This window comes from Streptomyces sp. R-74717, assembly GCF_047305335.1.
GTDB lineage: Bacteria > Actinomycetota > Actinomycetes > Streptomycetales > Streptomycetaceae > Streptomyces > Streptomyces atratus.
Genome location: NZ_CP102361.1, coordinates 4,530,297 through 4,555,910 on the forward strand (window position 1 = coordinate 4,530,297; position 25,614 = coordinate 4,555,910).

Below are 25,614 nucleotides of genomic sequence, written 5' to 3' on the forward strand. Positions count from 1 at the left end.
GCGCGGGGCTAGAGCTGTCGCGCCAGGGCTGCCAGGAAGTCGACGACGGCCCCCGGGCCGTTCAGCAGCAGATCGGCCCGCTCGGCCAGTTCGGGCACCTCCGCGCTGCCGCTGCAGACCAGCAGGCCCGGGATGCCGTCGGGGCCCTCGGTGCGGAGCTTCTCCACGGCGGCATACGCGGCGAGGTCACCCAGGTCGTCACCCGCGTACAGAACGGACTCGGCGTCCAGCTCCCTCACGTACTGCGCGAGCGCCACACCCTTGTCCATGCCCGGCGGGCGCAACTCCAGGACCAGGCGGCCCGGTTCGACGATCAGCCCGTGCCGGGCGGCGAGCTCGCCGAGGGGGCCGCGCAGGGCCTCGAACGCGGCCTGCGGGTCGGCGGCGCGGCGGGTGTGGACGGCGAGCGCCCGGCCCTTCTCCTCGATCCAGGTTCCGTGCCATGAATCGAACCGGTCGAGCACGCCCGGGAGTTCGGCGCGGACCGCGGCTACGCCGGGGTGGGGGGCGGGGGCGTGGACGGTGCCGGAGACGGCGTCCCAGCGTTCGGCGCCGTAGTGGCCGAGGACGACGAGGTGGTCGAGTCCCGGTACTCCGGCGAAGCCGCCGTGCCGGACCGCGACGCCGGCCGGGCGGCCGGTGATCACGGCGATGGAGGCCACTTCCGGGGCGAGCGCGACGAGCGCGTCGACGGCGTCGGGGTGGGCGCGGGCCTGTTCCGGGTCCGGGACGATGTCGGCGAGGGTCCCGTCGAAATCGAGCGCGACCACGGCACGGTCCGGGCGTGCGAGGATCGCGGCCAGGGCTTCTCGGCCGGGTGCGGTGGTGGGGGTCGGGAGCTCGGACGGGATCTCGCTCGGCGCGGGTACGTGCGGATTGCTGCCCATGGGGCCGAGCCTATAGGCGTACCGCCGGGCACAGCCATGGGCGACGTGGCATACGGGCGGCGTCCGGGCGCGAGGGGCTCGCAGCGGCCGGCTGTCGCGCGAGCGTGAAACATCGAACGGACAAATTATCCCAGACAAATGCATAGCGCCTGTGGAGTGCGGACAGCGATCAAGGCACCAGTCCCCCACTCCCACCGAGAGCAGCCTTGATGCGCACAGCCCTTGTCCTTTCCACGGTGATGACAGCTCTCCTGGCGGGCGCTCCCCTGGCCCCCGCTCAAGCCCGGCCCGCCGCATCGAGCACCTCACACACGGCGGACGTCGGCGGCTTCTACACCAATGGCGACCACGTCCACGTATCCAGTACGCCCCCGGCGACGGCATCCGGACACGGCTGGTGGGTGCGGGTGAAGGGAGGCAGGCCGGGCGAGAAGGCCAAGGTGACCATCTGGCTGCAGGCGAAGGACAAGCACGGCAAGTGGAAGTCCGTGGCCAGCGGGTCGAAGAAGGTGAAGCCGACCAAGGGCAAGGCCAGCAGCACCCATCGGGCCAACGCCCGTAAGACTTGCGAGGGCAGGAGGAAGACACAGTGGCGGAGCCTGATCGACGTGGACATCATCGGCGAGGCCGACTCCCCGGAGAAGGCCGTCACTGCCACGATGACCTTCAACTGCGGCGCGGGTGTGTAGGGGGAAACGATGGGTGATGCGGTGCGGGACTCCACTCTGCTCATGGGCGTGCACGGGGTCCTCACCCGGCATCCCTGGCTCGTACCGCCCGCGGGCGCCTCGGAGCCCGACGTCGATGTCTTCGGCCTGGCGGTGAACCGTGCCGAGGTCTACGGGTGGAGCAGCACCCTTCTGGGGGCCGGCATGGAGCTCGGGGGGAGCAGGTGGGGGCACAACGACGCGGGGGAGGACTGGACACAGGACGGGCGCGTACGGGAGATCGGCTGGCTCCAGGTGGACGCGTCCTCCCGCTTGAACCGGCAGCGACTGCCCGTGCTGCCCGTGGCGACGGTCCTTGGCGACGTTCTGCGGCAGGTGGGCGACATCCGCGTCACCGGCGTGCACACCGTCGCACCGGTGCACCTGGCACCGGACCCCGCCGCCGCCCTCCTGTACACCGCCGGTTGGTACGAGCTGGCCGATCCGGGCGCGGTCAGGGAGATCACCGTGACCGTGTCGGGCCGCGAAGCGGGGCTGGCCGGCCGCGCCGGGCGCGTTCGCGACGAGGCGCTGGCGTGCACCTACGGATGCATGACCGTCGAGCCGGAAACCACCGATGTGGCCCTCCCGGGTCTGGCCCTGCCGTTGACCGGCGAAATGCAGACCGAAGGGATGCGCCGGGCGCTGGCCTTCCGCTGCCGGGTGCCCGTGTGGTCCCTGGACGCGGCAGCCTGGACCACGGAGGTCTTCGTCGAGGCGCTGCGCGTCACCGGCACCGCGGAACCCGTCATGATCACCGTCTCCGGCTGAGAGGGTGCGGGTTCAGCGACGCCCCCGCTTCGCGTCGCGGACCCGGCGCAGGCGGTTCACCGTCACCGGGTCCTCCTCCAGCGCGCGGCGGTCGTCGAGAAGCGCGTTCAGCAGCTGGTAGTAGCGCGTGGGCGAGATGCCGAGCCGTTCGCGGATCGCGCGCTCCTTCGCCCCGGGCCCGGCCCACGACTGCCGTTCGACGGCAAGCACGGCACGGTCCCTGACGGAGAGGCCGGCGGGGCCGTCCGTGTCATCGGGGCCATTCGGGGGAGCTGTCATATCAGCCAACATATCGCCCGGCCGAAGGGCCGCCGCCCGTTACTCCGTAGATCCGGGCGCAGCGGCTGGCGGTCGAGCTCGCGGAGTCGGAGGGGTACGACCCGGACCGTGATCCATTCGCCCTGAGCCCGCTGCTCGGGCACACTGCCGCGGGGGCGCGCACGCGATTTTGTATGGATACGCAACAAACCGCGATAGTGGACTAGACCTATTGGGGTTCGTCGGGCGAAACTGTTTCCCGTGAAACACGTCATCGCCCTCGATGTGGGCGGCACCGGAATGAAGGCCGCACTGGTCGGGGCCGACGGCTCCCTGCTGCACGAGGCACGGCGGGCGACCGGCAGAGAACGCGGTCCCGACGCCGTCGTGGAGTCGATCCTCACCTTCGCCGCGGACCTGCGGGCGTACGGCGAGAAGCACCTCGGCGAAAGTGCTGTCGCGGCCGGTGTCGCCGTGCCCGGCATCGTCGACGCCGAGAACGGGATCGCGGTCTACGCCTCGAACCTGGGCTGGCGCGACGTGCCCATGCGGGAACTGCTCGGCGAGCGGCTCGGCGGTGTCCCCGTCGCGCTCGGCCACGATGTGCGCACCGGCGGACTCGCCGAGGGCCGGCTCGGTGCGGGCAAGGGCGCCGACCGCTTCCTCTTCGTCCCGCTGGGCACCGGGATCGCCGGGGCCATCGGCATCGCGGGCACCATCGAGTCCGGTGCGCACGGGTACGCGGGCGAGATCGGCCACATCGTGGTCCGGCCGGACGGCCCGGACTGCGGCTGCGGCCAGCGCGGCTGTCTGGAGACCCTGGCGTCCGCCTCCGCGGTGACCCGGGCCTGGGCCGCGGCGTCCGGCGATCCGAAGGCGGACGCCGCGGACTGCGCGAAGGCCGTGGAGTCGGGCGACCCGGCGGCCGCGGAGGTCTGGCGGAACGCGGTCGACGCGCTCGCCGCCGGGCTGGTCACCGCGCTGACGCTGCTCGACCCCAGCACGCTCATCATCGGTGGCGGTCTCGCCGAGGCCGGGGAAACCTTGTTCACACCACTCCGTGCGGCCGTCGAGGAACGTGTCACGTTCCAGAAGCTGCCCCACATCGTCCCGGCGGCCCTCGGGGACACCGCCGGATGCCTGGGCGCAGGGCTGCTCGCCTGGGATCTTCTCTCCACGGAGGTATCCGCCTGATGGCCGGACGCGCAGACAGCACAGTTCTCGCAGGTGCCCGGGTGGTGCTCCCCACCGGGACCGTCGAGGACGGCCGGGTGATCGTCGAGGGCACCCGGATCGTCGGCGGTGCGGCGGAGGGCGCCGGCGCCCCGTGGAATCCACCCACCGACAGCAACCCCCCGCGCCCCCCGGCCGCGTCCACCCCGTACCCGGATGCCACCAGGACCATCGACCTGAGCGGCCACTGGGTGGTCCCGGGCTTCGTCGACATGCACAACCACGGCGGCGGCGGCGCGTCCTTCACCTCCGGCACCGTGGACGAGGTCCTCACCGGTATCCACACCCACCGCGAGCACGGCACCACCACGCTGGTCGCCTCCACCGTCACCGGCGAGATGGACTTCCTCAGCCGGCGGGCCGGTGTCCTGTCCGAGCTGGTCGAGCAGGGCGACCTGGCCGGTATCCACTTCGAGGGGCCGTTCATCTCACCGTGCCGCAAGGGCGCGCACAGCGAGGATCTGCTGCGCCACCCGGACCCGGCCGAGGTCCGCAAGCTGATGGACGCGGCGCGCGGCACCGCGAAGATGTTCACGCTCGCCACCGAACTCCCGGGCGGCATCGAGTCGGTGCGGCTGCTCGCCGAGCATGGGGTGATCGCCGCGATCGGGCACACCGACGCGACGTACGAGCAGACCGTCGAGGCGATCGACGCGGGCGCCACCGTCGCCACGCACCTGTTCAACGCGATGCCGCCGCTCGCCCACCGCGAGCCCGGCCCGATCGCCGCCCTCCTGGAGGACGAGCGGATCACCGTCGAGCTGATCAACGACGGTACGCATCTGCACCCCGCCGCCCTGGAGCTGGCCTACCACCACGCGGGCGCCCACCGCGTCGCGCTGATCACCGACGCCATGGACGCGGCCGGCTTCGGCGACGGCCGGTACCAGCTCGGCCCGCTCGCGGTCGAGGTCAAGGACGGCGTCGCGCGGCTGGTCGAGGGCAACTCGATCGCGGGCTCCACGCTCACCCTGGACACCGCGTTCCACCGGGCCGTGACCATCGACAGGATCCCGGTCGGCGATGTCGTGCAGTCCATCTCCGCCAACCCGGCACGGCTGCTCGGCGTGTACGACAAGGTCGGCTCGCTGGACCCGGGCAAGGACGCGGACCTGGTGGTCCTGGACGCGGACTTCACGCTCAAGGGCGTCATGCGCAAGGGCGAATGGATCATCGATCCCCAGATCGGTTGATTTGGCCCGTTATTGACAGTGGGTCGAATACGTAACGAAGAGACGGCGGTTGGTCCGGAGGTCTGGGCCGACCGCCGCCTCTTTGACATGATCGCCTGGGAAACAGGCAGAGAAAGCGCATTCCGCCCAAGGATTCGCGCTCCGGAGCAGGGATCGAGGGAGCGGCCGCGGTGATCCTCACGGTCACACTGAATACGGCACTCGACCTGACGTACGGCGTCCCGGAGCTCGTCCCGCACGCCAGCCACCGCGTCAGCGACATGTCCGAGCGACCCGGCGGCAAGGGCCTCAACGTGGCCCGGGTGCTCTCCGCCCTCGGCCACGAGACGGCGGTCACCGGCTTCGCCGGGGGCTCCACCGGAGCCGTGCTGCGCGAACTGCTGGCCGGTCTGCCGCCGCAGGACGCGGACACGAAGGCCGAGAACGATGCCACGCCCGCCGCCGCGCCGATCACCGACGCCCTCGTCACCGTCGCCGGGAACACCCGTCGCACGATCGCCGTCGTCGACCGGGCCACCGGCGACACCACCCAGCTCAACGAACCCGGCCCGCTCGTCACCGCCGACGAATGGACCGCCCTCCTCGGCCGGTACGAGGAGCTCCTCACCGGGGCCGACGCCGTCGCCCTCTGCGGCAGCCTGCCGCCCGGCATCCACGTCGGCGCCTACGCCGAACTGGTCCGCCTGGCCCGCACCGCCGGCGTCCCCGTGCTTCTGGACACCAGCGGCGAACCGCTGCGCCGAGGCATCGCCGCCCGCCCCGACCTGGTCAAGCCCAACGCCGACGAACTCGCCCAGCTCACCGGCTCCCGCGAGCCACTGCGTGCCACCCGCGACGCCCGCCGCCGCGGCGCGCACGGGGTCGTCGCGTCACTGGGCCCGGACGGCATGCTGGCGGTCACACCCGACGGCGTCTGGCAGGCGTCCCCGCCGGCCAAGGTCCTGGGCAATCCGACCGGTGCAGGCGACTCCGCCGTGGCCGGGCTGCTGTCCGGCCTCGTCGAGGGCCTGAGCTGGCCGGACCGGCTGCGGCGGGCGGTGGCACTGTCGACGGCGACCGTGCTCTCCCCGACGGCCGGTGACTTCGACCGCGCGGCGTACGAGGAGCTGCTGTCGCGCGTCGGCATCGAGGAACACACAACGGCGGCCTGAGGCCGCGCCCGTCCCGGACCCGCGTTCAGCCGGTTCGAAGAAGTAGCAAGAGGTCAGCATGCCGCTCGTCAGCACCGGTGAACTCGTCTCCTCCGCCCAGGCCGAGGGACGCGGGATCGCCGCCTTCAATGTCATCACGCTGGAGCACGCGGAGGCCATCGCGGCCGGAGCGGAGCGGGCCGGGGCGCCCGCCATCCTGCAGATCTCCGAGAACGCCGTGAAATTCCACGGCGGGCGGCTCTCCGCCATCGCCGCCGCGGCCGCCGCCGTCGCCCGTACGTCCAGTGCCCCCCTCGCGCTCCACCTCGACCATGTCGAGTCCGTGGAGCTGCTGCACCAGGCGCACACGGAGGGCTTCGGCTCGGTGATGTTCGACGCCTCCAAGCTCCCCTACGAGGAGAACGTGCGGGCCACGGCCGAGGCGGTGGCCTGGGGTCATGAACGCGGCATCTGGATCGAGGCCGAACTCGGCAAGGTCGGCGGCAAGGAGGGCGAGGCCCCGCTCGACGCCCACGCCCCCGGCGTCCGTACCGACCCGGCCGAGGCCGCCGCGTACGTCCGCGACACCGGGGTGGACGCGCTGGCCGTCGCGGTCGGCTCCTCCCACGCCATGACCGAGCGCACCGCCGCCCTGGACCACGAGCTGATCGGCCGGCTGCGCGACGCCGTCCCGGTCCCGCTGGTGCTGCACGGCTCCAGCGGTGTCCCGGACGACGAGATCCGCCGGGCCGTCGCCTCCTCCGGCATGGTCAAGATCAACGTGGGTACCGCGCTGAACACGGCGTTCACCGGCGCGGTGCGGGCGTACCTGGCCGAGAACACCACGGGCGTGGACCCGCGGAAGTACATCGCGCCGGGGCGCGAGGCGATGGCGGGGACGGTGGCGGGGTTCCTCGCGCTGATGGGCTGACCGCGGCGTCTTGAACAGGTGAGTTTCTTCCGGGTGGGCGTCGCGGAGCGTCGCCACGACCACATCGAACTCTCCGCCGTAGGCCACACACCCAACTCCCTCGAGAAGTCCGCTGTCCTCACCAAGCTGGACGAGGCCGTGACGTGGGCCAACATCGATATCGCCCGCCGTCAGGACAAGCTGCCCGTGCGCGACCAGGATCGGCAAGGCCGTGAACTCGCCGCAGGTTCGTGTGAGTAGATCACCAAGCGCGCCCAGTGCAACCGGATCGCCACCGATCTGGCGGTGGCGATCCGGCCCGGATCATGCCCGGTCCCGCGCGGCCGAAGCGGCCTGAGCGCGGTGGAGTACGCGGCGGTGAGGCCGGTGGCATCAGCGAGATCCGCCAGCAGCCGTGCCCCGGCGTGCCCGACCACCCCCGAACCATCGGCACTGACCCGGATCTTCGGGTGCCTGTGTAGAGCCCACCGGTAGGTGAGCTGCCACAGGTAGGAGTCCAGCGAGACGAAGACCTCCTTGGACACCACCGTCCGGTAGTAGGCCGCCCACCCGCGAACGATCGGATTGATCGCCCGCAGGACAGCGAGGGCCTCCGCGCCCCTCAGGGCACGGATCTCCTTCCTCTCCCGGGTTCGGACACCAGGAGAGGCCGCAAAGCGTTCGCCCTCAATGGGCTAACCCTTCGCAGGGGTGACTTCCAGCCAATCCAGGATCACGTCGCACTGATTCCCTTCCTGGCACGAGATGCTGATCTCGTTCTCACCCTTGATCAGGTCGACCGGCGCCCAGGTGGTCTGCCAGTTCTTTTCCCAGTTCGAGTCGGACGAGTGGATGAAGTTCTTGAGGCCGATGGGCTGCGAATTCGGCTTCCCGTTCACCGTCAGCGTTGCATTGGCGTCCTTGGCGGGAATCGCATAGCGCACCGTCAAGCGGTACTTGCCTTCCTCCTCTATCGCTGCCTTCCACGTCACGGATGACCCAACCGCGTTGAAACCCGTGACGTATGAGCCGTTCGGGCCTTTTGCCCCCTTGACCGACTGGCTGACTACCGCCGAACCGCCGAGCTTCAGCGTCGCCGCGTCCTGCTTGGGCAGCTCGGCCGGGGCCTCGGAGCTCGCGGAGTTCTGGGGCTTCGGGGACTCCTCGACCTGGTCGCCGGGTCCGGCGGAGGAGGTGGCCTCGTCCTTCTTCTTGTCCTTGTTGTCGTTGCCCGTGAGCAGCGCGGCGCCGATACCGATGAGCACGACCAGGACCACCGCGACGGCGCCGATCAGCAGGCCCTTGGTGTTCGGGCCGCCCTTGCCGGGACCGCCGGAGCGGCCGCGGCCGCCCTGCTGCGGGACATGCGCGGTGGGAGCGCCGCCGGGGTACGTCTCCGGGGCGGCGTACTGCGCGTTCGGCTGGCCGTACGGCTGCTGGTTCGGCACCTGCTGCCCGTACTGACGCTCGCCGACTGTGCGCACCTGGTTGTACGAGGTCCGGGGCACACCGGGCTGCGGAGCCACCGGAGGGTAGCCGTAGCCGCCCTGCCTCGGCGGCTGGGCGCCTGCCGCCTGTCCGTCCTCGTACAGGTAGCCGAACGGATCGTCGTCCTCGGGCTTGCTTGCGCCGTTGTTCCCGGCCGTCATCCCTGGGTCACTCCTCACCATGTCGCCAGCCGTCGCCGAATTTCGCCAGCCGTGGCCGACCGGCCGAGCCTACCCCGAACGGACCGCACCAAGAATTGCCGTCGCACGTCCTGGAACCGCGACGGGCTGCGGAAACAGCGCCGTCGTGAACGTCAGCCGGCCCTGCGGTGAACCTTCGCCCGGGACCGCTTCTCCACGTACATCCGCTGGTCGGCGGAGCGCAGTACCTCTTCGGCGGTCATGCCGCACTCCGCCCAGCCGATGCCGAAACTCGCCCCGACGCGGACCGCCCGACCATCGACCCGAATGGGCGGAATGATGGCGTTACGGAGGCGTACGGCCAGGTCCGCGGCATCTGCGGCGCCGAGTCCGTCGGCGAGAACGACGAATTCGTCACCCCCGAGCCGGGCGACGGTATCGCCGTCACGGACACAGGTGGTGAGTCGGCGGGCGACCTCGATCAGTACCGCGTCACCGGTGTGGTGGCCGAAGCGGTCGTTGATCGACTTGAAGCCGTCGAGGTCGCAGAAGAGGACCGCGAGGCCCTTCGCCCCGTCGTCGTTCTCGGTGTCGGGCGCGACGGAATGCACATGGTGGTCGTACGGGCCGCCGGGCACCGAGTCCACGTCGTAGCCGTGCGTCCGCGCGTCCGGATCGTCGACGTCGCCGTAGGCCGCGTCCAGCGCCTCCACCGCTGTGGTGGCCACCGAGTGCGGGCGCTCGCAGAGCCGGGAGCCGAGCCGGGAGCGCAGCTCGGCGCTGTTGGGCAGACCGGTGAGCGCATCGTGCGAGGCGCGGTGCGCGAGATGCAGCTCGTGGCGCTTGCGCTCCTCTATGTCCTCGACATGGGTGAGCAGGAAGCGCGGGCCGTCCGTGGTGTCGGCGACGACGGAGTTGCGCAGCGAGACCCAGAGGTAGGTGCCGTCCCGCCGCCCGAGCCGCAGTTCGGCGCGGCCGCCCTCGGCGGAGGTGCGCAGCAGGGTGCCGATGTCCTCGGGGTGGACGAGGTCGGCGAAGGAGTAGCGGCGCAGGACGGACGCGGGGCGGCCGAGCAGCCGGCACAGGGCGTCGTTGGTGCGCAGCAGCCGGCCGTGCTGGTCGCCGCCCATCTCGGCGATGGCCATGCCGCTGGGCGCGTACTCGAAGGCCTGGCGGAAGGATTCCTCGCTGGCCCGCAGCGCCTGCTGTTCACGTTCCAGACGGACCAGGGCGCGCTGCATGTTTGCTCTCAGCCGGGCGTTGCTGATCGCGATGGAGGCCTGTGATGCGTACATCTGGAGCGCCTCACGGCCCCAGGCGCCGGGGCGGCGGCCGTTGCGCGGGCGGTCGACGGAAATGACGCCCAGGAGATCGAGGCCGCCGCCGGACGCGTACATCGGGGCGTAGAGCCGGTCCTCGGGGTGCCACTCGTCCTCGAAGCGCGGTTCCGGGCCCTCGGTGTGCCACTGCGGTACGTCGTCGTCGAGCAGGACCCAGCCGTCGGTGTGCGGTATGAAGCGGAGCCCGTCCCAGGCCTCACCCATCGAGAGCCTGCGCTCCCAGGAGCTGCGCGAGCCGACGCGGCCGGTGATCAGGGCTTCTGCGGCGCTGTTGCCGGCGAAGGCGGCGACGACGAGATCGCCGTCGGGGCGGACCAGGTTCACGCAGGCCAGCTCGTAGCCGAGACCGGCGACGATTCCGTCGGCCACGGTCTGCAATGTGTCGGCCAGACTCCGCGCCGTATTGAGATCGGCCACGGCCTGGTGCAGTTGCCGCATCGTCGCAAGGCGGACGTACGGCTCCGACTCGGCCTCCATTGCTCGCACTCCCCGAGACCTCGACAGCACTCCAGGTTTCATATCGACGTACTGGCTTCAGTGTCACGGCCACTGAATCACAGTGAGCTGTGCAGTCGGTACACAGGGTCAGCAAATATTGCACTCTGTGACTCAAGTCACAACAGATGGTAAAGGGGCCAGAGGGCCGTGCGGATGCGGTCCATCCTTTTCTTGAACGCAAATCCGTACGTTGCAGTGCCGGGCCGTCGCCGCCGTGGACCGCGGGTCCTAGGACCAGGCTGGTCCCCTGGCCCGATGCGACGCCACAGCATCCACGGCTAGCGTGCCCGTTGTGTTGCAGACGAAGCCCCCCGCCCCGCGCTCCCAGCCCATCCCCCATGCTGAGGGGGTGAGCAACGATGAGTTCCGAGGCGCCCTCGCCCGGCTGGCCGCCGGTGTCGTGCTGATCACCGCCGAAGAGCCGCCGCTGGACGAGAACGGGCGCGGCGAGGACGTCGGGATGACGGCGACCGCCTTCATGTCGGTGTCGCTGGACCCGCCACTGGTCATGGTCAGCCTGCGCAACGACTCACGGATGGACGACCTGCTGTCGGAGCAGCCGCTGTGGGCGGTCTCCGTACTCACCGAGAGCCAGCGGCACATCGCAGGCCGGTTCGCGATGAAGGGCCGGATCAGCGACCGGCTGCTGTTCGAGGACATCCCCTGTGCGAGGGGTGAGGTCAGCCATGCGCCCCTGATCGGAGGCGCGCTGGCCACGCTGGAGTGCCGCACCGAGCAGCGGGTCCCGGCGGGCGACCACACGCTGGTGATCGGCCGGGTGCTGAGCGCGGCCCTGCCGAGCGGGGACGGATCGCCGCTGACGTACTTCCGGGGGCGCTACCGGCAGCTGGGCTGAGGGGGCGGCATCGCGCGGGCACGGCTACCAGTCGCGGCCGGAGCGGCCGCGCTTCGTCTCGCCGCGCTGCTTCTTCTCCCGCAGGCGGCGTTCGTTGATGCCGCGCGGAATCCTGGTCTTGCGGCGTGGCCTGGGAGGCGGCGCCGTGGCCTCGGCCAGCAGGGACGCGAGCCGTACGAGAGCCGTCTCGCGATTGCGCCACTGGGAGCGGTGCTCGGACGCCCGTACCGCGATCACCCCGCCCACGAGCCTGCCCTCCAGACGCTGGAGCGCCCGCTCCTTCCACACCTCGGGAAGCGACTCGGTCGCCGCGAGGTCGAAGCGGAGCTCCACCTGGGAGTCGCTGGTGTTGACGTGCTGCCCGCCGGGCCCGGAGGACCGCGAGAAACGCCACATGAGCTCGGCCTCCGGCAGGGAGACCGAACCGCGGATGACATAGGGCCCGGACATGGCACCCATGTTCCCCGGCCCACAGGGCGTTCGTCACCTTCTTTTGCCGTACGGCCCGTACGGACCGTACGGGCCGACCGGGCGACTTCGGTAAAGAAAGTAAAGGGAGCAGGAACCTCCCGGTCCCTTGTCCGCGTTATGACCAGTGACGGTAGCTTCGTGATGGCATGAAGCCCGCAATCGACGATGAAAGGGACTTCCCATGGCTGTAAGCCTGTCCAAGGGCGGCAACGTCTCGCTCACCAAGGAGGCCCCGGGCCTGACCGCCGTCACGGTCGGCCTCGGCTGGGACGTCCGCACCACCACCGGCACCGACTTCGACCTCGACGCCTCGGCGATCGCGGTCAACCCGGGCGGCAAGGTCGTCTCCGACGGCCACTTCGTCTTCTTCAACAACAAGTCGACGCCGGACCAGACCATCGTTCACACCGGTGACAACGTCACGGGCCAGGGCGAGGGCGACGACGAGCAGATCAACGTCAACCTGGCGGGCCTGCCGGCCGACGTCGACAAGATCGTCTTCCCGGTCTCGATCTACGACGCCGAGACCCGCAGCCAGAACTTCGGCCAGGTTCGCAACGCGTTCATCCGCATCATCAACCAGGCCGGCGGCACGGAGATCGCCCGTTACGACCTGAGCGAGGACGCCGCCACCGAGACCGCCATGGTCTTCGGCGAGCTCTACCGCAACGGCGCGGAGTGGAAGTTCCGCGCGGTCGGCCAGGGTTACGCCTCGGGCCTGCGCGGCATCGCCCAGGACTTCGGCGTCAACATCTGACACAAGAGCACATCCCGCGGAAGCCCCCGGCCGTGACGGCCGGGGGCTTCCGCGTGCGCGCCGACCAGGTTTGAGCCGGGGCCGTTCTGCACAAGTACTCTGCAAAGAATCACAGTTGACCGCATAGCGAACACCGAGTTACCGCTTTCGGACAAGATCCGGTCAAGATGTTGACTGACCTCTGTCAAAAATGCGGCGATCGGTGCCACCCTCTCCGGGCCCCCCTCACGAAGCGTGTGTACCAAGTGAAGGAGACCGAGTGAGAATCGCTCTGCGTACTGCTGCGATCGCCGCGTCCGCCGCCATGGTCGTCGTCTCAGTGCAAGCAGGTTCGGCAGGCGCGGCCCCGGACCGCGCGGCCGGAGCCACCGCCCTGCCGCTCAGTGCCTCGCAGCGCGCCACGGCCATCAAGGAGGCCCAGGCCGGGGCCGCTTCCGTCGCCGCGGAGATCAAGCTGGGCGGCAAGGAGAAGCTCGTCGTCCGCGATGTGATCAAGGACGCCGACGGCACCGTCCACACCCGCTACGAGCGCACCTACGACGGACTGCCCGTACTCGGTGGCGATCTGGTCACCCACGCCAGGAAGGACGGCTCCCTCAAGGGGGTGACCAAGGCCACCGACGCGAAGATATCCGTGGCATCGACGACCGTCGCGGCCACCGCCAAGTCCGGCGCCCGGAAGGTGATCTGGGCCGCCACCGGCAAGCCGGCGCTGGCGTACGAAAACGTGGTCAGGGGCACCCAGGCCGACGGGACGCCCAGCGAGCGCCACGTCATCACCGACGCCACCAGCGGCAAGGAGCTCTACTCGTACGAGGCCATCGACACGGGGTCCGGAACCAGCCAGTACAGCGGCACGGTCCCCCTCGGCACCACGGCCTCCGGATCGGGCTACAACCTGACCGACGGCTCTCGCGGCGGCCACAACACGTACGACCTGAACGGCGGCACCTCCGGTACCGGGACCCTCTTCACCGACGCCGACGACGTCTGGGGCAACGGTCTCGCGACCAGCCGTCAGACAGCAGCCGTCGACGCCCATTACGGCGCGGCCACGACCTGGGACTTCTACAAGAACGAACTGGGCCGCAACGGAATCGCCGGCGACGGAAAGGCCGCCTACTCCCGGGTCCACTACGGCAACGCGTACGTCAACGCCTTCTGGTCGGACAGCTGCTTCTGCATGACGTACGGCGACGGTTCGGGCAACCTCAAGCCGCTCACCTCGCTGGACGTCGCCGGACACGAGATGAGCCACGGGCTGACCGCGTCCACCGCCGGCCTGAAGTACAGCCGCGAGTCGGGCGGCCTCAACGAGGCGACCAGCGACATCCTCGGCACCGCGGTCGAGTTCTACGCCAACAACAGCAGCGACAGCGGCGACTACCTCATCGGCGAGAAGATCGACATCAGGGGCAACGGCACCCCGCTGCGCTACATGGACAAGCCGAGCAAGGACGGCGCCTCGGCCGACTACTGGTCGAAGACGGTCGGCCGGCTCGACGTCCACTACTCGTCAGGTCCCGCCAACCACTTCTTCTACCTGCTGTCCGAGGGCAGCGGCGCGAAGACGGTCAACGGCGTCTCGTACAACTCCCCCACCTCCAACGGCTCCACCGTCACGGGGATCGGACGCGCCAAGGCCGTCCAGATCTGGTACAAGGCGCTCGCCACGTACATGACGTCGTCCACCGACTATGCCGGGGCGCGGATCGCCACGCTGCAAGCGGCGACCGACCTCTACGGGGCGGGCAGCGCGGAGTACGCGGCCGTGGCCGCCACCTGGTCCGGGATCAACGTCAACTAGCAGGCCCCGTCCGGACGGTCCTGCGGACCGCCTCGCGCCGCGCACATCTCCGTACCGTCGGAGCTGTGCGCGGCGTTTCGGCATGCGGAGTTCCCGGCCACCGCCGCCACCGCACCCCCGCCAAATAACGAGCACAAGCGCACCCCATTCGGACAAGAAGTGGTCAAAAAAATGTGAGGCATTTGTTAGTACACAGTCAATGCCGGTCATTCGGTGGCACGCTCTCGGCTCGTAACCCCCCACGGAACGAGCAACGGAGAACGCATGACCCCCCACATGAACACCCGTCGCGCCGCAGCCCTGGCCGCCGTGGCCGCGATGGTCGTCGTCAGCGTCCAGACCGGTGCGGCAAACGCCGCGCCGGACAACGGCAATGACGGTCCCTCCGCCTCTCGCAGCGCCGCCCCCTTCGGCGCGAACAGCGCCTCGCAGCGCACAGCCGCCATCAAGTCGGCGCAGTCCGACGCCTCTTCGACCGCCGACTCCCTCGGGCTCGGCAGCCAGGAGAAGCTGATCGCCCGTGATGTGATCAAGGGCGCCGACGGCACCGTCCACACCCGCTACGAGCGCACCTACGCCGGCCTCCCGGTCATCGGCGGCGACCTCGTCACCCACACCGCCCGCAGTGGAAAGCTCAAGAGCGTCACCAAGGCGACCGGGGCCCGGATATCCGTGCCCTCGACGACGCCGAAGATCAAGACCGCGGCGAGTGCCCGCAAGGTGATCTGGGCGGGCGGCGGCAAGCCCGTCCTCGCCTTCGAGACGGTGAAGAGCGGGGTGCAGAAGGACGGCACGCCGAGCAGGCTGCACATCATCACCGACGCGACCACCGGCAAGAAGCTCCAGAGCTACGAGGCGATCGAGACCGGCGTCGGCAACAGCCAGTACAGCGGCCAGGTCGACCTGACGACCACCGCGGCCGGCTCCGGTTTCGAGCTGACCGACGGCGACCGCGGCGGCCACAAGACGTACGACCTCAACCAGGGCGAGAGCGGCACCGGTGACCTCGTCACGGACGACGACGACACCTGGGGCGACGGCACCGGCAACGACCGCCAGACCGCCGCCGTCGACGCCGCCTACGGTGCAGCGAAGACCTGGGACTTCTACAAGTCGGCGTTCGGCCGCGACGGCATCGCCGGTGACGGCAAGGCCGCGTACTCGCGGGTCCACTACGGCGACGGGTACGTCAACGCGTTCTGGGACGACAGCTGCTTCTGCATGACGTACGGCGACGGCGCCGACAACAAGAACGCCCTCACCGCTCTCGACGTCGCGGGTCACGAGATGAGCCACGGCCTGACCGCGGCCACCGCCAACCTCGACTACGTCGGGGAGTCCGGCGGCCTGAACGAGGCGACCAGCGACATCCTCGGCACCTCGGTGGAGTTCGCCGCCGACAACAGCACGGACGTCGGCGACTACCTCATCGGCGAGAAGATCGACATCAACGGCGACGGCACCCCGCTGCGCTACATGGACAAGCCGAGCAAGGACGGCGGCTCCGCGGACTACTGGGACAGCAGCGTCGGCGACCTCGACGTGCACTACTCATCCGGAGTCGCCAACCACTTCTTCTACCTGCTGTCCGAGGGCAGCGGCGCGAAGACGATCAACGGCGTCGACTACGACTCCCCGACCATCGACGGCTCGACGGTCACCGGCATCGGCCGGGACAAGGCCGTCCAGATCTGGTACAAGGCCCTCTCCGAGTACATGACGTCGACCACCGACTACGCGGCCGCCCGCACGGCGACCGAGAAGGCGGCGACCGACCTGTACGGGGCGGACAGCGCCGAGCTCGCGGCAGTCGACGCCGCCTGGAGCGGCGTCAATGTGAAGTAGCCCCACTGCTGTACGCGGGAGCCGGTCAGTCCTTCGAGGCAGGCCGGCTCCTGCCGTAGAGCCAGGTGTTCCACAGCGCCGTCAGATCCTGACCGGTCGCCTTCTCCACATAGGCGGTGAAGTCGGCGGTCGACGCGTTGCCGTGCCGGTGGGCCTGCGTCCAGCCCCTGACGAGCGCGAAGAAACGCTCGTCGTCGCCCACAGCCTGCCGGATCTTGTGGATGACCATCGCCCCGCGCCCGTACACCGGCGCCTGCGAGATGTCCGCAGCGGTCGGCGGATCGGCGGGCGGAAAGGCCCAGTTGTCGTCGTCGTCGAAGGCGGCGTCGAACCGTTTCTGGACCGGGTTGCCCTCCTGGTCGTCCTCCCACAGCCACTCCGCGTAGGTCGCGAAGCCCTCGTTGAGCCACATGTCCCGCCAGCTCTCGGGCGTGACGGAGTCCCCGAACCACTGGTGGGCCATCTCGTGGACGAGCAGTCCGGCGTCCGGCGGCCCCGGGAAGAACGGCCGGTTCTGGGTCTCCAGCGCATATCCGGCGTCCCCGGGACGCCCGACGATCGCGCCCGTGGCGGAGAAGGGGTACGGGCCGAAACGTTCCGCCTCCCATTTCACGATCTCGGGAACCCGGGCGAGGATCCGCGCGCTGTCCGCCGCCACCTCCGGGTCCGCGGCGGTGAACACCTTGATGCCGTCCGGGGTGGTCGACGGCTTCGTGTCGAAGCGGCCGATGGCGACCGTCGCGAGATAGCTCGCCATCGGTTCGGCGGTGTGCCAGTGGTACGTGGTGGTGGTACCCGAGGTGCTGCGGGATGTCAGCTCGCCGTTGGAGACGGCCGTCAGGCCCTTGGGAACGGTCACGGTGATGTCGTACGACGCCTTGTCGCTCGGGTGGTTGTTGCCGGGGAACCAGGCCATGGAACCGGTCGGCTCACCGAGCGCGACCGATCCGTCCGCGGTCCTCAGCCAGCCCTCCTTCGACTTGTCGGGGTCGGTGAGGGTCTGCGGGGAGCCGGAGTAGCGGACGACCGTACGGAACGTCCTGCCCTTGTGGAGCCGGCTCTCGATCTCGGCGTCGGGGCGCAGCGTCAGCTCGTGCCCCGCCCGGTTGACTGCGGCAGGGCGGCCCTCGACGGTCACGGACCGCACGGTGAGCCCGGCGAGGTCGAGGTTGAAGGCGCTGAGGTCCTGGGTGGCGCGCGCGGTGATCGTGGCGGTGCCGCGCAGACGGTGGGCGGCCGGGTCGACGTCGAGGGCGAGGTCGTAGTGCGTGACGTCGTAGCCGCCGTTGCCGAGCTTCGGGAAGTACGGGTCGCGCAGACCGGCGGCGCCGGGGGTGCCTTCGACACCGCCGACGCCGCCGGCGCAGGCTGTGGACGTCGTCAGAACCAGCAGGGCGAGGGCGGCGCGTGCCGTGCAACGTACAGATGTTCGCTGATCCACACCGGTGATCCTAGGCGCGAAATGTCTGAATGCGCTTGTGCGGGCACGGCCGTCGGTCTTACTTCGCGAGAGTGGCGACGCCGGCCTTCGCGAACTTCTCGTCGAGGTCGCCGCTGGGGGCCCCGGCCACTCCGATGCCCGCCACCGGGGCGCCCTTGACCTGCACCGGGGCGCCGCCCGCGAGGAACAGGGTGCCGGGGATGTCCTTGAGGTTCGGGGCCTGCTCCAGGCGCTTGGCCAGCTCGGAGGTGGGCGCGTTCCAGGAGACGGCGGTGTACGCCTTCTTCACGGCCGACTCGTACGCCTGCGGGCCTGCGCCGTCGCCGCGCAGCGTCACGACGGTGTTCCCGTTGCGGTCGACGACGGCGACAAAGACGCGCTGGTTCTCGTTCTCCGCGGCGTCGAGCGCGGCCTGCGCGGCCTTGGTGGCGGCGGCCACGGTCAGGTGGGTGGTCTGCTGGAGGTTCCGGTTCGCGGTGTCGGCCTTGACGGCGGCGGCGGGTGCGGCAGCCGGGGCGGAGGCGCTGGCGGACATGGCACCGAAGGTTCCGGCGCCGAGGGCGGCGGCGGCAACGGCACCGGTCAGGACGCGAGTGCGCAGCGACAGCTTCTTCATGGTGGGCTCCTTCAGCAGCGGGGTCGGCGGATGAGCTTGTTCGGCTCTGTCATCGATCCTCCGGCCGCGTCCGGCGCCGTACGGTCGACGAACCGGCTCGACGCCACGCGCGGTACGGCCGACGGCCCCATCGGCCGATCGGTTGATGCGGGGGTGGTCATCCGGGGTGACCATGGATGTATCTGTGCAGGTCAGCAGCGCCGATGGCGACGGTGGGGAGCGAGGGGCACAAGGTGGAGCACCGAACCCGACCGGCGCCCGGCACGGTCACGGGGCGGACTGGCGGCACCGTGACAGGGCGGACCGGCGCCTTTGGCGAAAGCAGGAACGGAGCAACCAGGACCGGCGACCCGGATGCCCGATGGCTCGCGCTCCTGATGCACGCCGCGTTCTTCCTGCTGCTCGGCGCCTCGCTCGCCCGCTTCCTGCTGCGGCACCCGGGCGAGGCCCGCACCCCGTGGATCATCGCGCTCTCCGTCGCCCTGGCCGTGCTGTACGTGCTCGGGCCGGTGCTCGGTTCGCGTCCGACGCCGCGCAGCGTGGTGTGGCTGGGGGTGCTGGTCGCCGTATGGATGGTGCTCGTCGTCCTCGCGCCGAGCTTCGCGTGGTGCGCGGTCCCGCTGTTCTACACCGGGCTGCGGATCCTTCCGCCACGCGCCGCACTCGCGCTCGTCGCTCTGCTCACCGTGTTCGTCGTCGCCGCGCAGCTGCGGCTGGCCGACGGATTCGACCCGAACCTGGTGCTCGCCCCGCCCGCGGTGGCGGCGGTCGCGACGGCGGTCTTCGTCCATATGCGGCGTCAGGCCGCGCGTCAGCGCGAACTGTCCGAGCGGCAGGGCGAACTGATCGACGACCTGCTGCGCACCCGACGCGAGCTGGCCGCCACCGAGCGCCGCGAAGGAACCCTCGCCGAACGCCAGCGGCTCTCGATGGAGATCCACGACACTCTCGCGCAGGGCCTGTCCAGCCAGCAGATGCTGCTCCAGGCCGCCGACCGCACATGGGACGCCGACCCGGCGACGGCCCGCCGCCATGTCCGTACGGCAACGGGCATCGCGGAACGCAGTCTCGCCGAGGCCCGCCGCTTCGTCCACGACCTGGCCCCGGCCGATCTCGCGGAGGGCGGCGGCCTGGAGGCGGCCCTGCACGCCCTGGCCGCACGCGAGACGGCGCAGGCGCAGGGGCGGCTCACCGTCCGCTGCCATGTGGAGGGAGAGCAGCACACCGCGCCGCCCGACCGGGTGCAGTCGGCGCTCCTGCGCATCGCGCAGGGCGCACTGGCCAATGTGAAGGAACACGCACACGCGACGGAGGCGGCGCTGACGCTGACCCGTCTCGACGACCGGATCGTCCTGGACATCGCCGACAACGGCCAGGGCTTCGCACCCGCCGAGCGCACCGGACCCACCGGCGGTGTACGCGGCCACGGGCTGCCCGCGATGCGCGCCAGGCTGCACCAGCTCGGCGGCACGCTGACGATCGAGTCGGCCCCGGGCGAGGGTACGGTCCTGTCCGCCGCCGTCCCCCTCACGCCCGCACCCGCACCGACGACCGCCCCGGAGGCCCCCGCATGACCGCGCCGCCCGTACGCATCCTGCTCTGCGACGACCACGCCGTCGTACGCGCAGGGCTGCTCGCCCTCCTCGGCAGCGAACCGGACATCGAGGTCGTCGGCGAGGCCGGCAGCGGCGAGGAGGCCGTCGCCCTGGCAGCCAAGCTCACCCCGGACGTCGTCCTGATGGACCTCCAGCTCGGTGAGGGCATCGACGGCGTCGAGGCCACCCGCCGCATCGCCGCCACCGGCGTCCACATACTGGTCCTCACCACGTACGACACGGACGCCGACATCACCCGCGCCATCGGGGCGGGCGCCACCGGCTACCTGCTGAAGGCCGAACGCCCGGAGGAGCTCTTCGCCGCGATCCGTTCGGCCGCCCAGGGCCGCACCACGCTCTCCCCGCCCGTGGCCAGCCGCGTCATGGCCCGGATGCGCAAGCCCCGGCCCACCCTCACCGACCGCGAACTCGACATCCTGGCCCAGCTCTCCCAGGGCCTGGGCAACCGGGACATCGCCCGCGCCCTGTTCATCAGCGAGGCCACGGTCAAGACCCACCTGGGCCGCATCTACGACAAACTCGGCGTCGACACCCGCGCGGGCGCCGTAGCCGTGGCGAAGGAGCAGCGGCTGCTGCCCTAGTCCGTGTCCTGCCGGACTCGTGAGGCCCGGCGGTACGACGGCCCCACCCGATCGTGTCGGCCCCCGTCACCGGGCATGACACCATCGAACTGTGCTCGACATCGGCTACTCCCTCTCCCGACGCTTCCCCGATCCCCCGCAGACCGACTACCGCCGCGCGGACGTCCACGCCCTGCGGCACGATCTGTTCTCCGGGGACGTCTACCTCGCGGACACCAAGGCGGACCGCGAAGTGTCCACAGCCTGGGGATGGGTGCCGGTGCTCGACTTCGCGTGGGCGCTGTGCGACATCGTCGAGCAGATCGACCAGGACCCGCGCGGCAACCGCTCGCACCGCCGGCAGTTCGCCGAGCTGGACTTCACCGAGTCGTCCGACCGGATGCTTTTCGAGCGCCGCTTCGGCTGGGTCGACATCGAGGCCGACTGGATGCCCGGCGACGAACCCCCGCTCACCTTCAGCCACTCGCTGCTGCGCCGCGAGGCCCGCGACTTCCTGCACGACCTGATCGCCGACCTCGCCGACATGCACGAAGGGCTCGCCGACAACCCGGTGATCTGGGACCTCCAGGCCCGCTTCCCCCGTATCTGACCCGGCCCCGGCGGGCTACGCCTCCACCCGCACCCCGATCTGCGCCGCGAACGCCGGAGCCAGCTCCATCAGCTGTGACGGGCTGATCACCGCACCCGCCAGCCGCTCCACCCCGCGGGCGATGTCCAGCTCCGCGACCGTCCGCAGATCCACCGACTCCATCCGTACGGAACCGAAGTCGGCCCGCTTCAGCACACAGTCGCGGAACTCCACCCGCACCAGCTGCGCATCCCCGAAATCCGGCTCGGACAGCACACAGCCCTCGAACACCACGTCCTTCAGCCGCGCCTTCCGCAGATTCAGGTAGTCGATCTTCCCGCCGCGCACCAGCACCCGCTCCAGCACCGCACCGTGCAACTGCACCCCGCCCAGCCGTGCGTCCACCACCTCCACATCGCGCAGCGACGCCCCCGCGAGATCCGTGCCCACACCCCGTACGCCCGTCAGCACCGAGTCGATGAAACGGGCCCTGACCAGCTCCGTGCGGTCGAGTGCGCAGCCGTCCAGCGCACAGTCCATGAAACGGGCCCCCGGACCCGACTCGTCGGCGAGATCCGTCCCATCGAACCGCACACCGTCGTAGTCCCCGTCCGGCTCCAGTCCTGCCCCGTCGTACGGAACGAGCGGCGGGAGCCGCACCTCCGGCCGCCGTGCCGCTGCGATCGTGTCCGTCTTCCTGCTGCTGCGCGCCATGCCCCCATCGTGACCCACCCCACTGACAACGCCCCTCGCCGATGTCACAAACGGGGTGCCGCGAACCGTCCCGTACACAGCAGCGCCCTTCAGCGAAGGAGACCGGGACCATGCAGCGCATCCACATCATCGGCGGCGGCCTCGCCGGGTTCACCGCAGCGATCACCGCCGCCGAGTCCGGCGCCCTGGTGACCGTCCACGAGGCCCACCACACCCTCGGCGGACGGGCCAGGACCGCCGAAGGCCCGTACCGCACCAACGACGGACCCCACGCCCTCTACCGCCGCGGACCGCACTGGACCTGGCTCGACCGGCGCAACCTCCTGGGCCCCGTCGCCACCCTCCCGCCCCTCGAAGGCGCACGGCTCCGCTTCCGCCTCGACGGCACCCTGCGCCGTACCCCGCCCCTCGCCCTCCTCCGCCTCACCCGCCGCCGCGCCGAACAGGCCCCCGTCGACACCGACTTCCGCACCTGGGCCACCGGACAGGTCGGCGAGGCGGGCGCCCGCACGGCCGCGCACTACGCCGCCGTCGCGCTCTACCACCACGACCCCGGTGCGCTCTCCGCCGCGTTCGTCCAGGAACGGCTGCGCCGCGCCGCCGCGCTGCCGCCCGAGGCCCGCTACCCCGTCGGCGGCTGGGCACAGGTCATCGACCGGATGGCGGCCCGCGCCTGGAACCTCGGCGTCCGGATCGAGACGGCGGCGCGCGTGGACGCCGACACCCTCGACACCCTGACCCGGCAGGGCCCGGTGATCGTCGCCACCTCCCTCGACGCGGCCCGCACCCTGCTCCGCGACCCCTCACTGACCTGGGGCAGCGGCAGGACCGCGCTCATCGACCTGGCCCTGCGCACCCGGCGCGGCGACGCCTTCGCCGTGTCCGACCTCGACGCCCCCGGCTGGATCGAACGCTTCAGTGCCCAGGACCGCACCCTCGCGCCCGCCGGACAGCAGCTCATCCAAGGGCAGTTCCCCCTCGCTCCGGGCGAGTCCCGGGCCATCGGCATCGCCCGCGCCGAGGAGCTGCTCGACCTCGGCTACCCGGGCTGGCGCGAGCGCACCGTATGGCGGCGCGAGGCCCTCGCCTCCGGCCGCACCGGCGCGGTCGACCGGCCCGGCACCACCTGGCGCGACCGGCCCGCCATCGACCGCGGCAACGGCATCTACCTCGCGGGTGACCAGGTGGCCGCGCCCGGACTGCTCAGCGAGGTGTCGTTCAACAGCGGAATCGAGGCGGCGCTGCTCGCCCTCAAGGCTTCCGAGAGCCGGACCACCGCCCCCACCTCCACGGCAGGGCTTGACCTCAAGCAGGCTTGAGGTCGGAGGGTGGCTGCACAGGGCCCACAGGCCCACAGGCCCACAGCGACCGACACCAACGGGGAGTCCACCGTGCACGCCATCCGCCTCCACACCTTCGGCCCGGCCGAGAACCTCACCTACGAGCGGACCGACGACCCCGTACCCGGCCCCGGCCAGGTCCGTATCGCCGTCGCCGCAGCGGGCGTGCACCTTCTCGACACGGCCCTGCGGGAAGGCATGACAGGACCGTTCCCGGCCCCCGCCGAGCTGCCGACCATCCCGGGCCGCGAGGTCGCGGGCCGGGTCGAGTCGCTCGGTGAGGGCACCGACCCCGGCTGGCTCGGCAAGCGCGTCGTCGCCCATATCGGCATGGTCCCGGGCGGCTACGCCGAACTCACCGTCGTCGACGCCGAGAAGCTGCACGCCATCCCGGACGGCCTCGACGAAGCCGAAGCCGTCGCCATGATCGGCACCGGTCGCACCGCCCTGGGCATCCTGCAGTTCACCGACCTCGGCCCCGGCTCGACCGTCATCGTCCCCGCAGCCGCGGGCGGCATCGGCACCCTGATCGTGCAGTACGCCAAGAACGCCGGGGCCACCGTCATCGGCCTCGCCGGCGGCCCCGCCAAGGTCGCCGCCGTCCGGGCGAACGGCGCCGACCTCGCCGTCGACTACACCCTCCCCGACTGGCCCCGGCAGGTCCGCACCCACCTCGACGGACTCGGCCGCCGCGCCACCGTCGTCTACGACTCCGTCGGGGGCACCACCGGCCGCGCCGCCGTCGACCTCCTCGGCAAGGGCGGGCAGCACATCGTGTTCGGCTGGTCCGGCGCCGGACTCCACGACGGAGCACCCCTCACCTTCACCGACGAGGAGCTCGCCGAACGCGGCATCACCTCCGGGAGCGTGCTCGGCCCCGTCATGATGGCGAAGGCGGGCGGCCTGCGCGCCCTCGAAACGCGATCGCTCTCCGAGGCGGCCTCCGGCCGGCTCCGCCCCACGGTCCAGCGCTTCCCGCTCGCCGAAGCGGCCGCCGCCCACCGCGCCCTGGAGACCCGGGGCACGATGGGCAAGGTCGTCCTGATCCCGTAGCCCGGCGAGGACCTACTTTCCGCCCAGCTGTTCAGCGAGCTTCGACAACGCCCCGTCCGTCAGCCGGTACACCGTCCACTCGTCCTGCGGCCGCGCGCCCAGCGACTCGTAGAACGCGATGGACGGGGTGTTCCAGTTCAGCACCGACCACTCCAGGCGCTCGTAGCCGCGCTCCACACAGATCCGCGCCAGTTCCGTCAGCAGCGCCTTCCCGTGCCCGCCACCGCGCCGCTGTGGACGTACGTACAGGTCCTCCAGGTAGATGCCGTGCACCCCGCGCCACGTGGAGAAGTTCAGGAACCACAACGCGAAACCGACGACCTCGCCGTCGTCGTCCGACTCGGCGATGTGCGCGTACGCGGCGGGCCGCTCGCCGAACAGTGCCTCGTGCAGCTGCTCCTCGGTGGCGTTCGCCTCGTGCAGGCACTTCTCGTAGTCGGCCAGCTCACGGACCATGGCGTGAATAACAGGGACATCAGCAGGGGTAGCGGTACGAATCATGAGGGCAGCGTAGGCGCGGGCTCGCGCCCCACTGACCCCGCCCCGGCAGCGCCGCGAGAAAGGCCCGCCCTGGCGCCCCGTTGTACTTGGACCGGGTGTCGATCAGCTCGTCCGGGATGTCAATCACGCGGACGATCGTGGAGCCGTGCATCAATCGGATATGACTCCGAGCAGCCCCGCCCCGCCCACCCGGCCGCACACCACCGCCGGCTCGTGGATCCGCAGCGTCGGCTCATGGATTCGCAGCGCACCCGGCACCTACGTCTGGCTGGCCGCGCTCTTCGTCACCGCCGTCATCGTCCACCAGATGTCACCGGACTTCGAAGAGGACTTCCTGCGCCAGCGCTCGACCAACATCCACGAACTCTCCCGGGACCCCGTACGCGTACTGATCACCAGCGCCTTCTGGATCGACGGCGGCCACTGGGTTCCCTACGCCGTCCTCTACACCGTCTTCCACGCCCCCGCCGAACGCTGGCTCGGTACCCTGCGCTGGCTCGCCGTCGCCCTCGCGGCCCATGCCCTCGCCACCCTCGTCAGCGAAGGCGTCCTGGCCTGGGCCATCCGGCACGGACACGTACCACCGGCCGCCGCCAACACGCTGGATGTCGGGGTCAGTTACGCGCTCGCGGGCGTCGTCGCGGTCCTCACGTACCGCATCCCGGCGCCCTGGCGGTACGTGTACCTCTTCGCCGTCCTCGTCTTCTACGGCATCCCGCTCATCACCGGCCGCACCTTCACCGACCTCGGCCACTTCGCCTCCGTACTCATCGGCCTCGCCTGCTACCCACTGACCCGGTCCCGGCCGAAGACGAAAACCCCTCCGGCGCAGTAACGTCCCGCCCCAGAGAAAGCACGACCTCAGGCACGGCTTCACACCGGACAAAGCAGGG

General features: G+C 70.7%; 25 protein-coding genes and 3 pseudogenes. 17 read left to right on the plus strand and 11 right to left on the minus strand.

Annotation, left to right across the window (positions count from 1 at the left end; all coding sequences use genetic code 11):
- Positions 1 to 8: 8 nt before the first annotated feature.
- Positions 9 to 887 (minus strand): trehalose-phosphatase, encoded by an 879-nt coding sequence (gene otsB, locus NRF20_RS20550; RefSeq protein WP_413753035.1) that lies wholly within the window; start codon positions 885 to 887, stop codon positions 9 to 11.
- A 209-nt stretch (positions 888 to 1,096) separates the two neighbouring features.
- On the opposite strand from otsB, the gene NRF20_RS20555 reads away from it, so the two are divergent.
- Entirely contained in the window at positions 1,097 to 1,576 is a 480-nt protein-coding gene (locus tag NRF20_RS20555) for a hypothetical protein (RefSeq protein ID WP_398630118.1), read from the plus strand.
- 9 nt (positions 1,577 to 1,585) lie between these two features.
- On the plus strand, positions 1,586 to 2,365 hold the full coding sequence (locus NRF20_RS20560) for a hypothetical protein (RefSeq protein WP_413753036.1): 780 nt from the start codon (positions 1,586 to 1,588) through the stop codon (positions 2,363 to 2,365).
- Positions 2,366 to 2,377: 12 nt separating this feature from the next.
- Here the strand turns inward: NRF20_RS20560 and NRF20_RS20565 are convergent, their stop codons facing one another.
- The gene (locus tag NRF20_RS20565) at positions 2,378 to 2,644 is read right to left on the minus strand and encodes a DUF3263 domain-containing protein (protein WP_266359213.1); all 267 of its coding nucleotides are present in this window, start codon (positions 2,642 to 2,644) and stop codon (positions 2,378 to 2,380) included.
- Positions 2,645 to 2,884: 240 nt separating this feature from the next.
- Between NRF20_RS20565 and NRF20_RS20570 the strand changes: the two genes are divergently transcribed.
- The 5 genes from NRF20_RS20570 (at position 2,885) to NRF20_RS20590 (ending at position 7,350) form a co-directional block, all read left to right on the plus strand.
- Positions 2,885 to 3,817: an ROK family protein gene (locus tag NRF20_RS20570; RefSeq protein ID WP_398630116.1), complete on the plus strand. Its 933-nt coding sequence runs from the start codon at positions 2,885 to 2,887 to the stop codon at positions 3,815 to 3,817.
- Positions 3,817 to 5,049: an N-acetylglucosamine-6-phosphate deacetylase gene (nagA, locus tag NRF20_RS20575; RefSeq protein WP_398630115.1), complete on the plus strand. Its 1,233-nt coding sequence runs from the start codon at positions 3,817 to 3,819 to the stop codon at positions 5,047 to 5,049. The genes NRF20_RS20570 and nagA overlap by 1 nt, the downstream gene beginning before the upstream one ends.
- Positions 5,050 to 5,219: 170 nt before the next feature.
- Positions 5,220 to 6,200 (plus strand): 1-phosphofructokinase family hexose kinase, encoded by a 981-nt coding sequence (locus tag NRF20_RS20580; protein ID WP_413753037.1) that lies wholly within the window; start codon positions 5,220 to 5,222, stop codon positions 6,198 to 6,200.
- Positions 6,201 to 6,258: 58 nt separating this feature from the next.
- Positions 6,259 to 7,110 (plus strand): ketose-bisphosphate aldolase, encoded by an 852-nt coding sequence (locus NRF20_RS20585; RefSeq protein WP_398630113.1) that lies wholly within the window; start codon positions 6,259 to 6,261, stop codon positions 7,108 to 7,110.
- Positions 7,111 to 7,128: 18 nt separating this feature from the next.
- Positions 7,129 to 7,350: a hypothetical protein gene (locus NRF20_RS20590; protein ID WP_398630243.1), complete on the plus strand. Its 222-nt coding sequence runs from the start codon at positions 7,129 to 7,131 to the stop codon at positions 7,348 to 7,350.
- Positions 7,351 to 7,376: 26 nt separating this feature from the next.
- On the opposite strand, the pseudogene NRF20_RS20595 reads toward NRF20_RS20590, so the two are convergent.
- The 4 genes and pseudogenes from NRF20_RS20595 to cdgB form a co-directional block, all read right to left on the minus strand.
- Positions 7,377 to 7,553 (minus strand): annotated as a pseudogene (locus NRF20_RS20595) (IS1380 family transposase); the annotation flags it as partial.
- Positions 7,554 to 7,565: 12 nt separating this feature from the next.
- Positions 7,566 to 7,781 (minus strand): annotated as a pseudogene (locus tag NRF20_RS20600) (group II intron maturase-specific domain-containing protein); the annotation flags it as partial.
- Positions 7,782 to 7,784: 3 nt separating this feature from the next.
- Positions 7,785 to 8,738 carry a CBM35 domain-containing protein gene (locus tag NRF20_RS20605; RefSeq protein ID WP_398630112.1) on the minus strand — a complete coding sequence of 318 codons (954 nt, stop codon included), beginning with the start codon at positions 8,736 to 8,738 and terminating at the stop codon, positions 7,785 to 7,787.
- 152 nt (positions 8,739 to 8,890) lie between these two features.
- Positions 8,891 to 10,534, minus strand: a complete 1,644-nt coding sequence (gene cdgB / locus NRF20_RS20610) for a diguanylate cyclase CdgB (protein WP_266359219.1) — start codon at positions 10,532 to 10,534, stop codon at positions 8,891 to 8,893.
- Between the two features lie 370 nt (positions 10,535 to 10,904).
- Here cdgB and NRF20_RS20615 point away from each other — a divergent pair, with 370 nt between their 5' ends.
- On the plus strand, positions 10,905 to 11,411 hold the full coding sequence (locus NRF20_RS20615) for a flavin reductase family protein (RefSeq protein ID WP_398630111.1): 507 nt from the start codon (positions 10,905 to 10,907) through the stop codon (positions 11,409 to 11,411).
- A gap of 24 nt (positions 11,412 to 11,435) precedes the next feature.
- Here the strand turns inward: NRF20_RS20615 and arfB are convergent, their stop codons facing one another.
- Positions 11,436 to 11,870 (minus strand): alternative ribosome rescue aminoacyl-tRNA hydrolase ArfB, encoded by a 435-nt coding sequence (gene arfB, locus NRF20_RS20620; protein ID WP_266359221.1) that lies wholly within the window; start codon positions 11,868 to 11,870, stop codon positions 11,436 to 11,438.
- 193 nt (positions 11,871 to 12,063) lie between these two features.
- Between arfB and NRF20_RS20625 the strand changes: the two genes are divergently transcribed.
- The 3 genes from NRF20_RS20625 to NRF20_RS20635 all read left to right on the plus strand — a co-directional run bounded on the left by NRF20_RS20625 (position 12,064) and on the right by NRF20_RS20635 (position 16,291).
- Positions 12,064 to 12,639 carry a TerD family protein gene (locus tag NRF20_RS20625; protein WP_093895845.1) on the plus strand — a complete coding sequence of 192 codons (576 nt, stop codon included), beginning with the start codon at positions 12,064 to 12,066 and terminating at the stop codon, positions 12,637 to 12,639.
- A 304-nt stretch (positions 12,640 to 12,943) separates the two neighbouring features.
- Positions 12,944 to 14,446 carry a M4 family metallopeptidase gene (locus NRF20_RS20630; RefSeq protein ID WP_413754585.1) on the plus strand — a complete coding sequence of 501 codons (1,503 nt, stop codon included), beginning with the start codon at positions 12,944 to 12,946 and terminating at the stop codon, positions 14,444 to 14,446.
- A 264-nt stretch (positions 14,447 to 14,710) separates the two neighbouring features.
- Positions 14,711 to 16,291, plus strand: coding sequence for a M4 family metallopeptidase (locus NRF20_RS20635; RefSeq protein WP_398630110.1), 1,581 nt, complete (start codon positions 14,711 to 14,713; stop codon positions 16,289 to 16,291).
- A gap of 25 nt (positions 16,292 to 16,316) precedes the next feature.
- Here NRF20_RS20635 and NRF20_RS20640 read toward each other — a convergent pair whose 3' ends face one another.
- Both NRF20_RS20640 and NRF20_RS20645 read right to left on the minus strand, forming a co-directional pair.
- Positions 16,317 to 17,732, minus strand: a complete 1,416-nt coding sequence (locus NRF20_RS20640; protein ID WP_413753038.1) for a M1 family metallopeptidase — start codon at positions 17,730 to 17,732, stop codon at positions 16,317 to 16,319.
- Between the two features lie 58 nt (positions 17,733 to 17,790).
- Positions 17,791 to 18,348, minus strand: a complete 558-nt coding sequence (locus NRF20_RS20645; RefSeq protein ID WP_398630108.1) for a heme-binding protein — start codon at positions 18,346 to 18,348, stop codon at positions 17,791 to 17,793.
- 203 nt (positions 18,349 to 18,551) lie between these two features.
- On the opposite strand from NRF20_RS20645, the gene NRF20_RS20650 reads away from it, so the two are divergent.
- From NRF20_RS20650 to NRF20_RS20660, 3 genes are all read left to right on the plus strand, one after another.
- A complete protein-coding gene (locus tag NRF20_RS20650; RefSeq protein WP_398630107.1) occupies positions 18,552 to 19,922 on the plus strand; it encodes a sensor histidine kinase in 1,371 nt (456 codons plus the stop codon).
- Complete coding sequence (locus tag NRF20_RS20655) at positions 19,919 to 20,545, plus strand: response regulator (protein WP_398630106.1); 627 nt, start codon at positions 19,919 to 19,921, stop codon at positions 20,543 to 20,545. Before NRF20_RS20650 ends, NRF20_RS20655 begins: the two co-directional genes overlap by 4 nt.
- A 91-nt stretch (positions 20,546 to 20,636) precedes the next feature.
- Positions 20,637 to 21,134 carry a hypothetical protein gene (locus tag NRF20_RS20660; protein WP_266359231.1) on the plus strand — a complete coding sequence of 166 codons (498 nt, stop codon included), beginning with the start codon at positions 20,637 to 20,639 and terminating at the stop codon, positions 21,132 to 21,134.
- A 15-nt stretch (positions 21,135 to 21,149) separates the two neighbouring features.
- On the opposite strand, the gene NRF20_RS20665 is transcribed toward NRF20_RS20660, so the two are convergent.
- On the minus strand, positions 21,150 to 21,827 hold the full coding sequence (locus NRF20_RS20665; protein ID WP_398630105.1) for a pentapeptide repeat-containing protein: 678 nt from the start codon (positions 21,825 to 21,827) through the stop codon (positions 21,150 to 21,152).
- 110 nt (positions 21,828 to 21,937) lie between these two features.
- On the opposite strand from NRF20_RS20665, the gene NRF20_RS20670 reads away from it, so the two are divergent.
- Both NRF20_RS20670 and NRF20_RS20675 read left to right on the plus strand, forming a co-directional pair.
- Positions 21,938 to 23,146 carry an NAD(P)-binding protein gene (locus tag NRF20_RS20670; RefSeq protein ID WP_413753039.1) on the plus strand — a complete coding sequence of 403 codons (1,209 nt, stop codon included), beginning with the start codon at positions 21,938 to 21,940 and terminating at the stop codon, positions 23,144 to 23,146.
- 72 nt (positions 23,147 to 23,218) lie between these two features.
- Entirely contained in the window at positions 23,219 to 24,220 is a 1,002-nt protein-coding gene (locus tag NRF20_RS20675; protein ID WP_413753040.1) for a zinc-binding dehydrogenase, read from the plus strand.
- Positions 24,221 to 24,232: 12 nt separating this feature from the next.
- Here the strand turns inward: NRF20_RS20675 and NRF20_RS20680 are convergent.
- Positions 24,233 to 24,733, minus strand: a pseudogene (locus tag NRF20_RS20680) (N-acetyltransferase family protein); the annotation flags it as partial.
- Between the two features lie 148 nt (positions 24,734 to 24,881).
- Between NRF20_RS20680 and NRF20_RS20685 the strand changes: the two are divergent.
- Positions 24,882 to 25,556 carry a rhomboid-like protein gene (locus NRF20_RS20685; protein WP_398630102.1) on the plus strand — a complete coding sequence of 225 codons (675 nt, stop codon included), beginning with the start codon at positions 24,882 to 24,884 and terminating at the stop codon, positions 25,554 to 25,556.
- The last annotated feature ends 58 nt before the right edge of the window (positions 25,557 to 25,614 follow it).